This is a genomic window from Terriglobus albidus, assembly GCF_025685425.1.
Lineage (GTDB): Bacteria > Acidobacteriota > Terriglobia > Terriglobales > Acidobacteriaceae > Terriglobus > Terriglobus albidus.
The window spans coordinates 631,263-645,295 of sequence record NZ_JAGTAS010000057.1 but is presented as its reverse complement, the minus strand read 5'-3'; the positions used below and the strand labels follow the sequence as shown (position 1 = coordinate 645,295).

At 56.5% G+C, this 14,033-nt stretch carries 9 protein-coding genes and 1 tRNA gene; 3 read left to right on the top strand and 7 right to left on the bottom strand.

Going from position 1 to position 14,033, the window contains the following annotated elements; genetic code table 11:
* Positions 1–23 precede the first annotated feature (23 nt).
* The 5 genes from OHL21_RS19115 to OHL21_RS19095 form a co-directional block, all read right to left on the bottom strand.
* Positions 24–443, bottom strand: coding sequence for a hypothetical protein (locus OHL21_RS19115; RefSeq protein WP_263418890.1), 420 nt, complete (start codon positions 441–443; stop codon positions 24–26).
* Positions 443–1,975: a tetratricopeptide repeat protein gene (locus tag OHL21_RS19110; RefSeq protein WP_263418889.1), complete on the bottom strand. Its 1,533-nt coding sequence runs from the start codon at positions 1,973–1,975 to the stop codon at positions 443–445. Before OHL21_RS19110 ends, OHL21_RS19115 begins: the two co-directional genes overlap by 1 nt.
* Positions 1,976–2,127: 152 nt before the next feature.
* The gene (locus tag OHL21_RS19105) at positions 2,128–3,714 is read right to left on the bottom strand and encodes an ArnT family glycosyltransferase (RefSeq protein ID WP_263418888.1); all 1,587 of its coding nucleotides are present in this window, start codon (positions 3,712–3,714) and stop codon (positions 2,128–2,130) included.
* Entirely contained in the window at positions 3,715–4,026 is a 312-nt protein-coding gene (locus OHL21_RS19100; RefSeq protein ID WP_263418887.1) for a DUF3467 domain-containing protein, read from the bottom strand.
* A 25-nt stretch (positions 4,027–4,051) separates the two neighbouring features.
* A tRNA-Leu gene (locus OHL21_RS19095) sits at positions 4,052–4,136 on the bottom strand.
* Between the two features lie 231 nt (positions 4,137–4,367).
* Here OHL21_RS19095 and OHL21_RS19090 point away from each other — a divergent pair.
* Positions 4,368–5,510, top strand: a complete 1,143-nt coding sequence (locus OHL21_RS19090; RefSeq protein WP_263418886.1) for a phosphatidylinositol-specific phospholipase C1-like protein — start codon at positions 4,368–4,370, stop codon at positions 5,508–5,510.
* 98 nt (positions 5,511–5,608) lie between these two features.
* Here OHL21_RS19090 and OHL21_RS19085 read toward each other — a convergent pair whose 3' ends face one another.
* Positions 5,609–7,330, bottom strand: a complete 1,722-nt coding sequence (locus tag OHL21_RS19085) for a hypothetical protein (protein ID WP_263418885.1) — start codon at positions 7,328–7,330, stop codon at positions 5,609–5,611.
* Positions 7,331–7,824: 494 nt separating this feature from the next.
* Between OHL21_RS19085 and OHL21_RS19080 the strand changes: the two genes are divergently transcribed.
* Positions 7,825–11,166, top strand: a complete 3,342-nt coding sequence (locus tag OHL21_RS19080) for a TonB-dependent receptor (protein ID WP_263418884.1) — start codon at positions 7,825–7,827, stop codon at positions 11,164–11,166.
* A 197-nt stretch (positions 11,167–11,363) separates the two neighbouring features.
* Positions 11,364–12,422 (top strand): alpha/beta hydrolase, encoded by a 1,059-nt coding sequence (locus OHL21_RS19075; RefSeq protein ID WP_263418883.1) that lies wholly within the window; start codon positions 11,364–11,366, stop codon positions 12,420–12,422.
* Positions 12,423–12,448: 26 nt separating this feature from the next.
* Here OHL21_RS19075 and OHL21_RS19070 read toward each other — a convergent pair whose 3' ends face one another.
* Positions 12,449–13,813 (bottom strand): helix-turn-helix domain-containing protein, encoded by a 1,365-nt coding sequence (locus tag OHL21_RS19070; RefSeq protein ID WP_263418882.1) that lies wholly within the window; start codon positions 13,811–13,813, stop codon positions 12,449–12,451.
* Between the last annotated feature and the right edge of the window lie 220 nt (positions 13,814–14,033).

Here is a 14,033-nt window from a genome sequence, read left to right as displayed (position 1 = left end):
GACTCCTTACAAAAACGGTGTTTCTAGTGTACCGTGAGGCGCTTAGCGCGGCGCGCCCGTAGTGCAACTGTGGCCAGATAGCTGGTGGTGACACCCAGAATCCCGCTGAGCAGAACTCCGGCGATCGGATTCGGTTGCGCCGATCCGTCATAGAAGCGTGCGATTCCGGCCGCCATGCCCCCTACCCCTGCGGCTGTAGCCAGCCAGCGGATAGGAATCCACGCCTGCAGGACACAGAGAAGGAAGCCTGCTGAGAGAAGTCCGGCCGAAGCGAGACGTACGGGCGGAGTGAGCAGGGCAGGCAGAGGAGCCAACACCAGCAGAAGCCCGATGCAGCCGGGAACGATGCTGCCCGGCCGGTTGGCCTCGGTATAGATCAGCAGCACCCCGGTAAAGATCGCAGAGAAGAGGACCGTCGGATGAGAAGCAAGCGCAATCAACATTACTGCACCGGCTGTCCCCGGCTGATGATGGTCTGTTTCAGTGCGATGGCTGCGGCGTTACTCGGTTCAATACGCATGGCATTACTTACGTCGTTCGCCGCCTGGGGAAGTTGTCCGGCGCCTAGTTCGATTCTTGCAAGCACCAGATAGGCTGCAGCGTTGGGCTTGAGCTTGAGAGAGGCTTCGGCCTCGCTGCGGGCTTCGGCGGTGTTGCCGCTGCGTTCGCGTACCTGTGCCAGGCCAATGTGCGCGGCAGCCGAGGTTGCGTCCATCTGCAGCGCCGCCTGAAACTCACGCTCGGCCTCCAGCACCAGTCCCTGTTGCAGATAGTCCTGGCCCTGCTGCACAAGCGCCTCAGACTGTTTTGCCGGAGGCAGAGTGGCCGACTGCATGGCCCGCATCTGTTCGAGTTCGAAGGCCGCCTGACGGAATCCGGACTCGGAGTAGGTCCGGCGGATACGTGGCAGCGCCTCGAAATCAACAGACGGATCATCGATCTTCTGCAACAGCAACGGAGCTTCGGCATCAGCCGGTTTCAGGCTGAGGGTCTTCTGCAACTCGGCCTTGGCTCCGGGAAAATCGCGGCGCTGAAAGAGCGCGGTCGCGGTGTTGTAGTGATAGTCGGCCTCCTTCGGATCGGCAGTGGAGGCGCGCTGGAACAGAGCGCCGGCATCTTTCCCCTGGCGGCTGGCCGCAACTCCCTGGTTGTTCACGACCTCGGGAAGAGGCAGGCGGCTTGCAACAAAACCGAACGCATTCTCCGCTGCGGCATATTGGCCGGAGTTGAAGTTGGCCAAGCCGAGGTAAAAGTTCGCCTCCAGTGCCAGGCGGTTGCTCTGCGGCAGCTTGGTCAGCGTAGCCGCAGCCTCTTCAAACTGTCCTTGCGCGTACTGCGCCTTGCCCAGCGCCAGGATTGCGGCTGCATAATCGGGAGAGATCGAGACGGCGGTCTTCAGGCGCTTCAAGCGTTCTGAGGGAGTCTGCGCCGAGACGCCCCGAACGTAGCTCTCAAAAGCTTCCAGCTTGTCATTGGCGCTTTGTGCCAGAAACGTCTGTTCAGCCACAGGAAAGGACGGATCTACATCCTTCACAATCTTCCAGGCGACCGCGTTCTCAAGATCGAAGAAGCGGTTTTTGTCGACCGATTCTTCAAGCGGTTTGGACATCGAGAGCTTGTTGACGTCCAGCACCTGCGCCTGCGCTGCCAGCCGGTCACCCTGCATGGTGAAGCTGCCGATGACGATGAGATCGGCGTCCAGGGTCTGTGCAATCCGCAATGCCGTGGCGCGGCTTGGCTTCAGATCCAGGGGATAACCGAGATGATCGAGCGCATACATCCGGTCATCGCGGCTGATGGTCAGAAAACCGGAAGACGAGAGACGCTGGTTCAGCATCTCGGGAAAGGAATCGCCGATCCAGTTCAAACCCGTCTGCCCTGAGCGGTTGTCGAACGGCAACACCAGCACGACGTGGCCATGGGAGATGGGTGCAGCCGGTGCCGTCACGGCGCCTGCAACCGAGAGAAGACCCAATAGAGCAATTTTTCTGTAGGTGTAGTGCAGGGCTTTTGAATTTATGGCCGTTTTCCTCAATGAAAACGCCATCGCACGCTGTTTCCGGGATACCCAGCAACAGGAAAAATGCTCTAGAATGCGACGTTTCGAAAACATCATCACCGGCCTGATTATAGGTGTTTGGACGTCTCTGGAGCCTCGATGGCAGCGTCCACGGCTCTGGGGAAACGGATCACCGCCGCCCACTCACCATTCTTCTGCGCCTGCCACACGACTACGCCGTGCAGCACGGCGGCGGCTTCCGCAGGCAGAAGGTCGCGATGGAAGTCGAAGTAGCGGGTCGCCTGACCTTCGAGCGGCCGCCCGAAATTCAGCTTGCCTGTCGCGGGCTCGTATTTGGTGCTGAAGATCAAGGCTGTGTCGTATTTCTCAGGATGCCGCGCCGCAGCCTGTACTTCTTCACTCGAGAAATTCTGGATCGGTACGACTTTGACCGGCTGCTTTACATAACCCAGATCCGGATGCATCAGCTCCGTCCATGCAGGCCATGCTGTAAGGACCGTCGCCTGGGGATAACGCTGCGTAATGACGTTGATGGCCTGTTGATGCAGCATCACGAAGTCGCGGTAGGTCAGGTTGTCTTCGGGAGCGAAGGCGTATGGTGGATTGATGGTAATGGCTGCAGCAAATCCCGCGAAGCTGATGCCTGCCAGCAACCACCACTGCCGAAAGTGATGCCGCCAGAGACTGACATACACAAGCAGCAGCAGGGGAAAGCAGGGCAGGAGGTAGCGGGTCAGCAGCGCTCCGCCAAGGACCGAGAACTCAAGCAGATTCGCCAGGAGGACAATGGTGATCGCCGCCAAGACCGGCTTTGCAATACGCCGGGTGCGCTCCGGGGCATAGGGCGTCAGCAGCAAGGCTCCGGTTGTCAGCACCGTTGCTACCCACATGTTCATATGCACTACCAGGTGCAAGATGCGGTGATAGAACGAGAGCGCGATTCGCCTGGCGTCGAGCGTTGCCGTCGCGTTGTAGCGCACAAACTCCGGGTTGCCGAACATGTAGCCGGTCTTGTGCTGATGGTAGAGGTACCAGGTAATGAGCGGGAGTACAGGAAACGCAAGCGCCAGCACCCAGGCCCACCGCATCTTACGAGCGCGATTGCCGGTCACCAGCTCCCAACAGGCCAGAGCTACAGGCGTCACAATGGCCGTCTCTTTCGCGAGAGCCGCTAAGCCAAATAGAGTTGCTGCCCAGATGGCATTCCGGGTGGGACTCATCCGGACGAGGCTTTCGAAGTAAAACGAGAGACCCCACAGGGTAAAGGCCGTGGCAAAGATATCGGCGTGCGCCAGCGTGCTTTGCGCAAACCAGATGGAGTAGGCGGCAGTCAGGAGCACGGTTGTGGCTGCAACTGCGGTTCCTGCCAGCAGGCGTGCTGCCCGAAAGACGCCCAGCAACGCAGCGGCGCTGACCATGACCACCAACGTGCGCGTTGCCGACGGAACGAAGCGGGCAATGTGCCACCAGCCGGCCATCAGAATCGACGGCAGGGGAGGATGTGCATTGGTCACGGTGGTGAAGGGAATCAGCGTGCCGGTACGAAAGAAGTCCAGCGCGGCGGGAATGTAGTATCCGGCTTCGTCCCAGAAGTAGGGAAGGCGCAACAGCGTGATGTGCGACAGGTAAATCCCCGCGAAGAGCAACGGATAGATCACCCAGAGCGGCAGCTCAGCGTTGCGATTTGGCAGCACTTAGTGAACAGGTCCCGGAGGATTGAAGTTCGGCTCCAGAGCGATCTGTCCAAAGGCTCGCTCATACTGCTGCACATTCTCGCCCAGCACGCCCAATAGGGCTTTGGCCTGCTGCGGGCTAAGGTATACGCCCTGGAAATTACGCACCGTCACCTCATCGGCGGCCTGCGGATGCATGGTGCCGAAGATCAGCTGAAAGTCCCAAACCGACATCCGCACCTGCACGCTGTTGGCGTAGCTGTCACGGTAGTCTTCGGTCTTTTCCAGGTGAAGCGTGGTGCTGTTTTCCGCGGGTTTGTTCGGCTGGCTCATGATGCCTTTCAGGAGTGGAGAAAATTGGTGCGAAAGGGGGGACTTGAACCCCCACGGGTTGCCCCGCCAGATCCTAAGTCTGGTGCGTCTGCCAATTTCGCCACTTTCGCACAGGAGACGCTATATACAGATTCTAAATGACTGGCCGTCCTGTGTCCTGCGCTCTCGACGATCTTTTCGCCGGGACTGCCTGAAGATTCCGGCGTCCTTCCGGGAAGCTCAAACCTGGCTTGCATATACTCTGTTCATCACCCCAGCGAACGCCTTCGCTGGAGACTTCGATATCTGCTGCAAATGAGCCGATTCATCGTGCGGCAACACGGTCGCTTTACAAGGGATTCATGCGGTCTTTTCTCGTAACTCTGTTCGCCGTTGCGGCTGCACCGGCTGCCTTAGCGCAGCACGCCCTGGGAAATCAGGACAAACAGATTCACATGAACCAGATCCAGGTGATCGGTTCACACAACAGCTATCACAAGGGCTTTGCTCCCAGTGAGGCGAAGTGGCTGGAGCAGCGGAACCCCGATTCCTTCCGCAGCCTGGACTACCGTCATGCTCCTTTGGCCGATCAATTGGATGGCGGCGTCCGCCAGTTGGAGATCGATATCTTCGCCGACCCCAAGGGCGGCAAGTATGCCCATCCGAAGGTTGTGGAATGGGTCAAGGCCGCGGGACTGCCTGCTGACCCCGACTTTGACCCGGATCACGAGATGAACAAGCCAGGGTTTAAGGTCATGCACGTTCAGGACCTGGATGAGCGTAGTCAGTGCCACACCTTCGTGAAGTGCCTGCAGCAGGTCAAAGGCTGGAGCAAAGCCCATCCCAAAGCACTGCCGGTTTTTCTTTTGATTGAGACCAAGGAAGGCGCAGTGCGCGGCCTGCCGAACGCAGAGGTCGCCTTGCCGTTTACAACGGAGACGTTTGACGCTGTGGACGCAGAGATCCGCAGTGTCTTCTCTGAGGACGAGATGATTACGCCCGATATGGTGCGCGGCGAGTATGCGACGCTGCCTGAGGCGGTGAAGGCAGGGAACTGGCCGACGCTTGATAAGGCACGCGGCAAGGTCGTCTTCCTGATCGATCAACGCCCCAAGGAAGAGACCTACGTTGCCGGACATCCTGCGCTGAAGGGCCGGGTCATGTTTACCAATGCCGTACCGGGCCGTGATGACGCGGCCTTTACCGAAATGAACAGCGGATCGAAGGAAGAGATCGATGCTTTAGTGAAGCAGGGCTATCTCGTTCGTGCACGCACTGACGATGGCACAACCGCGGCGCGCACCAACGACACCACGCGGCGCGATGAGGTTCTCGCCAGCGGGGCGCAACTGGTCAGCACGGACTATCCGCCATCAGAGCCGGCAAGCTGGACGGGATTCTTTGTTGGCTTCCCCGGTGGCCTGGTTGCTCGGTGCAATCCGGTCGATGCTCCAGCTTCGTGTGACAGCAAGGCCCTTGACGGCGCGCTACGCGCACGGCACTAGAACTTATAAGGAAGATTTGCGAGAAAGAATCTCATAGATGGATGTGCTCGCTATGTCGACACGGGAGAAGACACAGCGAGCACCCCGTTTCTGCGAACTTATTGACTTAGTACATTCATGATTGCCTGGTACTTGGGTGTTGAAAGAATCCGATAATCCTCGGTGGCGCCCCAGTCTCCATTTCTACTGTAGTAGCCGGCAAGGCTGAAGTAGCCGAACATATCTCCGCCCTGTCCAAACCAGTTATCGACGATATGGTGCTCCACAAGCGGCCCCATTCCGGCATCTCGATTCGCTTCAATTTGTATCCCGATATTCGAAGTGGTTCGGTTATCGGGTCCTCCTTCGTAAGCGAAAAGCTTCAGGCCGTAGAGATTTGCCGTGGCTTTATTTTGCTGTGTCTTGGTCACCGATGCATTCGAGGATGCAAGCATGTTGGCGAGCACGTCGGGAATGGTCGCCGTCGTCGATGGCGAGGTATCGCTGAAGTACGATCCCTGCGCCATGGCGTAGAAGTAGTTGCTGGGCGGTCCATAGGTCGTGTTCATCCACGCCAGTGTTTTTGCGCCCGTAGAGTTCGGGCCCTCCTGAAGGTTCCACCAGGCATAGACGGGACGGATGGTGGTATTCAGCGATCCGGCTCCAAAGACCGCTTCAAAGATCTTCGCGATCTCGTACAACCGCTTGGCATGACGCCGATAGGCCCAGTCGAGCTGAACGGTATCCCCATCGTTGTTCAGCGGAGATCCACCTTGGCCGACTTCATCAACGGCAGCGAGCCGGTTCCAGGTGTATTGAGAGAAGCCTGGGTTCCAGACCTCGTTGCTATGCTCGATATAAATATGCAGCCCCGGATTGAGCCCGTGATTGCCCGTAAAAGAGTCCCCATTCTTCAGCAACTGCGCAAGTTTGTAGATGTAACTGGTCGTGTCGGTCGGGCTTGAGCCTGTGGCGCTGACCGGTATGTTGATCCAGATATCTTTATTCGCTTCGTTTGCCAGCAGGATCACATACTCCCATGAGACCCCTGTCGCGCCGGCACGCACAGCGGTTCCCATCCCCTGATACGCGTCGGAAGGAAGGCTGCGGTCCGCCCAGTTAATGAGGTGATGTCCGGGGTCGCCGTAATATCCGGCCGAATAATTTGTCCCGGTCCAGTTCATGAAACGCAGATAGGCAAACGGGGCCAGGGCGTTGATGTAGGCAGGATCGAAATGGCTTAGAGTGCCGTTTGGATACAGCCCTGGACGAAATACTTTCAGATAGCGGATGCCGGTATTTAATCCCGATGTCTGCGTTCGCTGAGTGTTGGTAAAAAGGAGTTCCATCAGGGATGGTTGTCCTGGCGGTAGTGTCACGTAGGCGATGGAAAAGTTGTTGACCGGGTCGTAGGTCTGGTTCGAGATCGTAAGATAGGGGGAGTCCGGTCCCGGAGACAGCGTTGCCTGTCCATAGAAGGACATCAGGTACCTTCCACTGCAATCCGGCTGTACGGCATCCGGATCATCCATCGGCGGATTCCACGCCAGGTAGGGTCGCTGATCGAAGATTACCGCAAGTCCATCCGTCGTTGGCCAGCCGTTGGCGTCGTAAGGGGCCTTCGCGGAGCCATCTGTCGTAAGAAAAAGCCGCCCCTGGTGGACGAAGGCATCGCGGAAGCCAGTTGGCCTCTCCGAGACTTCCACCCCGATCTTGCCGGCATATGTGCCCTGGGCGATTGCCCCATGGGCACTTGCAAGAAGAAAAGCACCTAGAACAAGCCGCACCCATCGCGGTGTGGTGCTTGCCGATACAGCTTTACGAGTGATAGCTACCAACATGTTTCCTCCATCCGCCTGTTAGTCGACGATCGTTTGCATGCATCTTGCCCGTAGTCACTACGGGTATCTCAAGACGCCATATCGCTGTGGCACGCTTGCCGCAACGCCTTATCCCGGCCATGTGAACTGTTTTCAGAACGCGTGAGCCACTGGTCTGGGAACCGGTGAATCGTCGTGCCGCACGCCGACGAGGCTCAAGTGACTTAACTGTCTAAGAACACGTCTTTACGTAAATCGGTCACTTTCCGCTGCGGTGCATGAGGCCGGAATGCGTTCTCTATGCTGTTGCCATTCGGAATCATCTTTCTGCGATTCGGCTGGTGTTCAGAGTTCAGGAGATGGCGGTATGTCGCTGAGTCTAAAACGGGATTAACGTAAACGAAGGTTCACTTACGTTAAGTCTCTTGACGGAGCAGAAACCTGACCCCGAGGATTCGCGTTGCGCCGGATCGGGCATGATGGCATCCAGCCTGCCGGCAGCCTCTGGGGGAAAGATGAGAAGCAGGTATCTTCGGGTCATTAGTCTGTTTGCACTGCTATGGAGCAGCATCGCAATAGCTCAATTCAGCGGGACGGTTCAGGGTACGGTCTCGGATCAGACCGGCGCGGTTGTTCCCGCTGCCTCTGTCGTGCTTCATAACCTGGCCACGGGAGGCGACCTCCAAACGGCGAGCTCTTCGTCCGGAAGCTTCTTTTTCCCATCCATTGCTCCTGGTTCGTATCAACTCCGGATCAGCGCTCCAGGTTTTTCCACGAGCCAGATCGATGTCCAGGTCGGAGCCAATGAAGTGCGTGGTGTCAATGTAGAGCTCCGGATCGGAGCGACCGACACACTGGTGGATGTCGCTACCAGCTCCGAAGGCATCAATCCCGATGAGACCCGGGTACAGGCCACTTTGACCAGTGAGAATATCGGTCTTTTGCCGCTTCCAAATCGTGACACCACGATGCTGGTTCAACTTGCACCAGGGGTGGGTGGCTTTGTCGATCCAAGCAACGGGATTGGTTACGGCTCGTCCATATTTGGGAGCGGCACCTTTCAGCCAGGGTCGAATTCTTCTATTTCCTCCCCCATCACCGCAAATGGTCTGCCCGGCGCATCCAATCTCTACCTCATCGACGACCTGCCAGTGATGAGCACCACGACACGGGGCAACATAACCATTCTGCCTAATCCGGATATGATCGATCAGGTCAGTCTACAGACGCAGACTTATTCGGTTGAAAACGGACAGAGCTCTTCCCTCCAGACTGCGTTCACGACGAAGTCGGGCGCGAACAGATTTCATGGCAGCCTGGACTTCACCTACACAGGACGCTTCCTGAGCGCGTCGAAGGTCTTTTCTCCTTCGAATTTCAACTTCCATCGGCAGAACTTTGTCGCCGCGCTTGGCGGGCCCCTATGGAAGGATCGAACCTTTTTCTTTGGTTCCGTGCAACTGCTTCGCTCGGCGGGCGCTGGTGGTGGTCTCGACACCTGGCTGGCTCCGGAGCTGGTGAAGTGGGCGCAAACGGCCTACCCAACAGCGATGGGGCCAAAGGCTCTCGCCATGGCGCCCCCAACGAGGGTTTACAACGGTGTTCCCGTTCTGGCTTCCGCCGCATTTCCGCACACCGCAACATCAGGCTGTGAAACACCTGCGACCAATAATCTCCCGTGCAGTACTCCAGTGCGTTATGTCGGACAGTCGGCGCAGACCAACCCATATAACGGCACACAGTGGAACATTCGTCTGGATCAGCTTTTCCGTGGGGGGAAAGATCGCATCTACGGGCAATATATCCACCTCAACCAGACCTCCGGATTTCTTTCGGACCGCGCATTCTTCGATTCCGCATCGCCCAGCGTGACCTGGTATTGGTCGATCAACTACGTTCGCGCTTTTTCATCGCGTCTGGTGAATGAGGCCCATTTCGGCGCTGCCCGTACCTGGCAGGCGATTGAAGCAGCGAATCCGATCTCGCAATCAGTTCCACCAACCCCTCGCATTAATACCGGATCGAACATTCAGACGACGCAAAACGGCACCAGCACGCGCGAGCATCCGCTGAATGTTCGCGATACGGTGAGCTGGAATCTTGGCGCCCATAGCCTGCGATTCGGATACCAGTATTTTCACGGCGATTCCTACTCGCGGCAGGATCGCTATGCTCGTCCATTCAGCACCCAATTCACGAACGAATTGACCTTCCTGCAGGATCAGGCGACGAATGCGTCTTACTTCTCGATCGGCGGTGACGGCAAATATCAGCCGCAGATCTACGGATCGCAGGTTAGTTGGAACGGCATCTTCGTGGAAGATCAATGGAAGATCCGTCCCCGTCTTACGCTTAATGTTGGCGTTCGTTATGACGACTTCGGCAACCCTTCAAAAACTGCCAACGACGCACTGGATTTCTATCCAATCTTTACCGGCTCCGGCACCGATCTGCTGAGCAACGTTCTGAACGCGAGTACCCGCCGCGCAGACAATGCATTTGTCAGCCGTAGAAAAGGAAATATCCAGCCTCGTGGAGGTTTTGCGTGGACGCCCGCATCCAATGGCAAGCTGCTGGTGCGTGGCGGGGTCGGTCTTTATCTTGACTCCGTGCAGCCCGGAGAAGTCTCGGTGAATCTTCCAACGAATCCGCCCAACCGGATCTCCTTATCCGTGTCGACATCCAGCGCTCCGCAATACCAGGCATTTCTCAAACCGATCTCTTATGGAGATTTTCAAACTCCCGTTGCTCCGTACGGTATCCATTTGCCGCCGGTCGTGACCTATGGCACCGATTCGAAAGGAAATGTTTGTTACGACCCTTCTTGCACGACCAAGTTCGCCTCGGGCTTGAATGGATACGACCGTGACCTGAAGTCGCAGAAGGTGATGGTTTACTCGCTTGGTATCGAGCAGGAGACTGCGGGGCGGGCTGTCTTCTCTCTCACCTACGTGGGAAGCCGAGGTTATGACCTGTATTACGGCGGCGACTACAACCTGCTTCCTGGTGACCTGATCGTGAACGGATTTCAGAAACGTCGCACGCAGGATTGGGGACAGATTACGTTCTATCGCAATGGCCTCACGAGCAACTACAATGGTGTGATCTTTGCCATCCGACAAAGCCATAAGGGGTTGTTCTGGAAATCTTCCTATACCTGGAGTCATGCGCTGCAGGATGCGCCAAACGCCGGGCAATCGAACACATCGACAACACAGTTGATGGCCAATGTGATTGCTCCCAAGCAGTACTATGGCAACACTGCGTTCGATCGTACCCATGTGTTCTCGCTGTCAGGTGGGTATACGGTCCCGAAATTCGGAGAAAATCGTCTTCTCAACCTGGCCGCGTCGGGCTGGCGCCTGGGCACTATCGTTACCGCCGAGTCGGGGACGCCGTTCACCGTAGTCAATACAACGGCCTACACAGCGCCCTCTGCCTCAAATCCACTCGGTGGCGGATATATGGCCGACGGCAATAACTTCGGTATTCCTTCGTACAACGGGAGCCGTCGTGGCGCCTTCAGCCGGGAAGAGGCCCGGAATGGGGCCTTTGTTCTTTCCGACTTCAGTGCTCCCGCGAACTACACCAAGACACCCGGCATGGGAAACCAGGGAGCGAATATCTTCCGGAACACAGGCTACTTTACGGCGAATGCAAACCTGGCCAAAGGCTTCGCCATTCCCTGGATTCGCGGAGAGAAAGCGACCTTTACGCTGCGAGGTGAAGCATCAAACCTGCTGAATCGCGCCAACCTCGGCCCGATCGGGAATGTTACCAACAACTCGTTCTTCGGGAAGAGTTCTACTTCGTTCAATCCACGTTTCCTGCAACTGGGAGGGCGGCTCGAGTTTTAGTGGAGCTGCTGTCCAGCTGGGTCTTCCATCGGTTACTCTTCCTTGGAATCGGATCTATGGAGATGAAAGAAAACAGCCCCGAAAGGTTTTCCATGAGGCTTTATGCCCGTCATTGCAACAGGTGTGCGTTTCTCTTCTTTGTGTTCTGTTCCAGCACTGCACTCTGGCCTGAGCAGAGTGCCACGACAGCACGCACGGTGGTTAAGCAGGCTGGCGATACTGTTGAGGTTGGTGAGCTCGGAGGCGCGCCCTATCGCATTGACCTTCCGGAGAAGTGGAATCACAAGCTGGTAGTCATGCACCATGGCTACTCCGTAGGTCGGATGCAATTCAATCCGAACGATCCGCCGCGGCCTACTATGAGCCAGTTCCTGCACCGTGGGTATGCGGTGATTCAGAGTGCCTATTCTGAGACAGGGTGGGCGCTCAATAGCGGTTTTAGCGATACCGAGAAACTCCGCGAATATTTTGAGCGTACGTACGGTACTCCCTCGGAGCGCTATGTCACTGGAGCCAGCATGGGCGGCGCCCTGACGATGGAGACCATGGAACGTAATCCGGCTCCGTATATGGGGGCTCTCAATCTCTGTGGGGCAGTCGGCTCAAGCATCGTCCACGCCGGCAGGCGGCTTGCACAGCGCGCAGCATTCGACTACTACTTTCCTGGCCTCCTTCCACCCTTGGACAACATCCCGACCGACTTTGCCGGGACTCCAGAGCTGGGTTCCACGCTTCAAAAAGCGCTTGATAGCGATCCTGGCGCCGCATCTGCCATGAGGAATATCACCACCCTGCCCACCAATTCCGAGGTGGTGCGGATGATGATCTTCTATACGGTCTTTCTTGGAGACCTGGAACGCAAATCGGGAGGTCTTCCGGTCGACAACCGAAACACGGTCTATGGAGGAACTTCGGAAAACATCGACACTGACTATGCCCTTAACGATGGGGTGCGGCGATACACCGCCGATGCCGCAGCGAGGCAATATCTGCTCAAGTACTACGAGCCCTCAGGAAAAGTAACCAAGCCGGTGATTGCGCTGCATACCGGTTATGACGCGAATGTGCCGGTAAGCCAGCTTACCGCTTACCACCAGGCCATCGATCGGGCAGGATACGGCCAGAACTATGTGCAGCAATACGTCCATCGCAAAGGCCATTGCCTGATGACGCCGGAACAAATCGGCAGGGCCTTTGATGAGCTCATAGACTGGACGCATGGAGGGAAACCTCCCTCGCCGGGCCTGCTTCCTTAGCAGACACAGGCGTCGAGATATGAGCTTTAGGCGGACGCCACTCGGAAGGTTACAATTTCGAACCGATCATTGGACTCTCCGTCGAGGTGTGATCCTTTGAGAAAGATCTCCATCCCATGAAAATCCTTGCGATGCAGTTCGTCCTGAATCGCTTTGGGAAATTTTCCCTCCAGGACAAACCGAACCGCCGCCTCGTTCGCCTGAGAATCTGAGCCGTTGATCAGCAGCGCAAATCCCTTCTCTCCTAAACTGTGAACCAGCGCCACATTCACATAATTGATGTCCTGGTTGGCGACATGGTGAGGAATATAGCGCGTTTCTTCGCCGGCGAGTGGATGATGATTGACGAATGAGTAAGTGTGGGTCTCCGTGCTCTCGATGAATTGGAAGTTTGTCCGCGAGTCGAAAAGTGACATCCATGGATTGCTTCGCCGGCTGCCGATCAGTACGACATTCCCGTCACTCAGATCGCGCACGTGCAGGTCCCGCGAGTAAAGAAGATTCCCATGCATGCCGGCTTTGGATAAGGTCTCCATCCACTCCAGCCCGAGCCGCGTTTCGCTGAAGCTTGTCGTCTTTCTTATGCCAAGAAACATCAATGTATTTCGCAGTTCGGGATCGGCCACCTTACTCACCTGGTTGCGGGGAAAGTCGCTCTCGATGTACTCCAGCGGACCGATTTCGGTCTTAAGCATCTGCTGAATGATCATCAACGACAAATCGGGAAGCACTACCGCCACGTTGTTGCCCTGTTGCAACATCGGTAGCAGGATCAGTGGAAGATTTTGTTGTGAACGTTGCCCGATATTCCACCGGATACCCAATCCAATCGCCAATGCCAGAACAGCGGTTCCGAGAGAAGCCCAGACCATGGGCAATCGGCTGATCCCGCCAACGGAGGAAGGTACAACACCTGGAAGTTTCAGGAGGTCGTGAGTCGTCCCCTCGGGCTCTATCGATTCAGGATAGTGAGTCGTGTGTCCGTCGAGGGTAGCGCCATTGGGATGCCGTACCGATTCGAAGTGCGGAAGGTAGCTTCCTTTCGGAATCTCGATAAGCATCGTCTCATCTTTGCCTTCGTCGGCAAAATACTCCGCCAGCTTGCGGCGGAGGTGGCTTACCTGAACGCGAACGATGTTGTCATAAGCTGGGTCGAAATCACCGCGCCGGCCGAGTGCTTCGCGAGCGATATCATGCTCGCGCAACTGCTCTTCTGTTCCCGCAATGGCGAACTTTGAAATGTAGAGCAGAATCGCACGAAGCTGCGCCGCCCGTTGAAATCCTTTACTTCGGACAATCCGCTGAATCAGAAGCCAGCGTTCATCGTGTGCCAGAGTATCGTCCTGCGAGTGATTCCCGGTTGCGGGTAAGGGCATATTTGCTATCGACATCTCGAAGTTCCAAGGTGTATCGGTGAATTCTGCGGCCGTTGACGTTAACAGACGTTATTTGACGGTTAATGCACTTGTCTGAGCGGTTGGCGCTGCCGATTCTTACGAAAACCTATGTACTTGCTTGAGCGCAAATATTCCACCACGAAGACCGTATGGATGGCAATCGGTCTTAAGGTATTTCTGATTTTGATTTGGCCTGTCCACCGTAAGGGAAGAA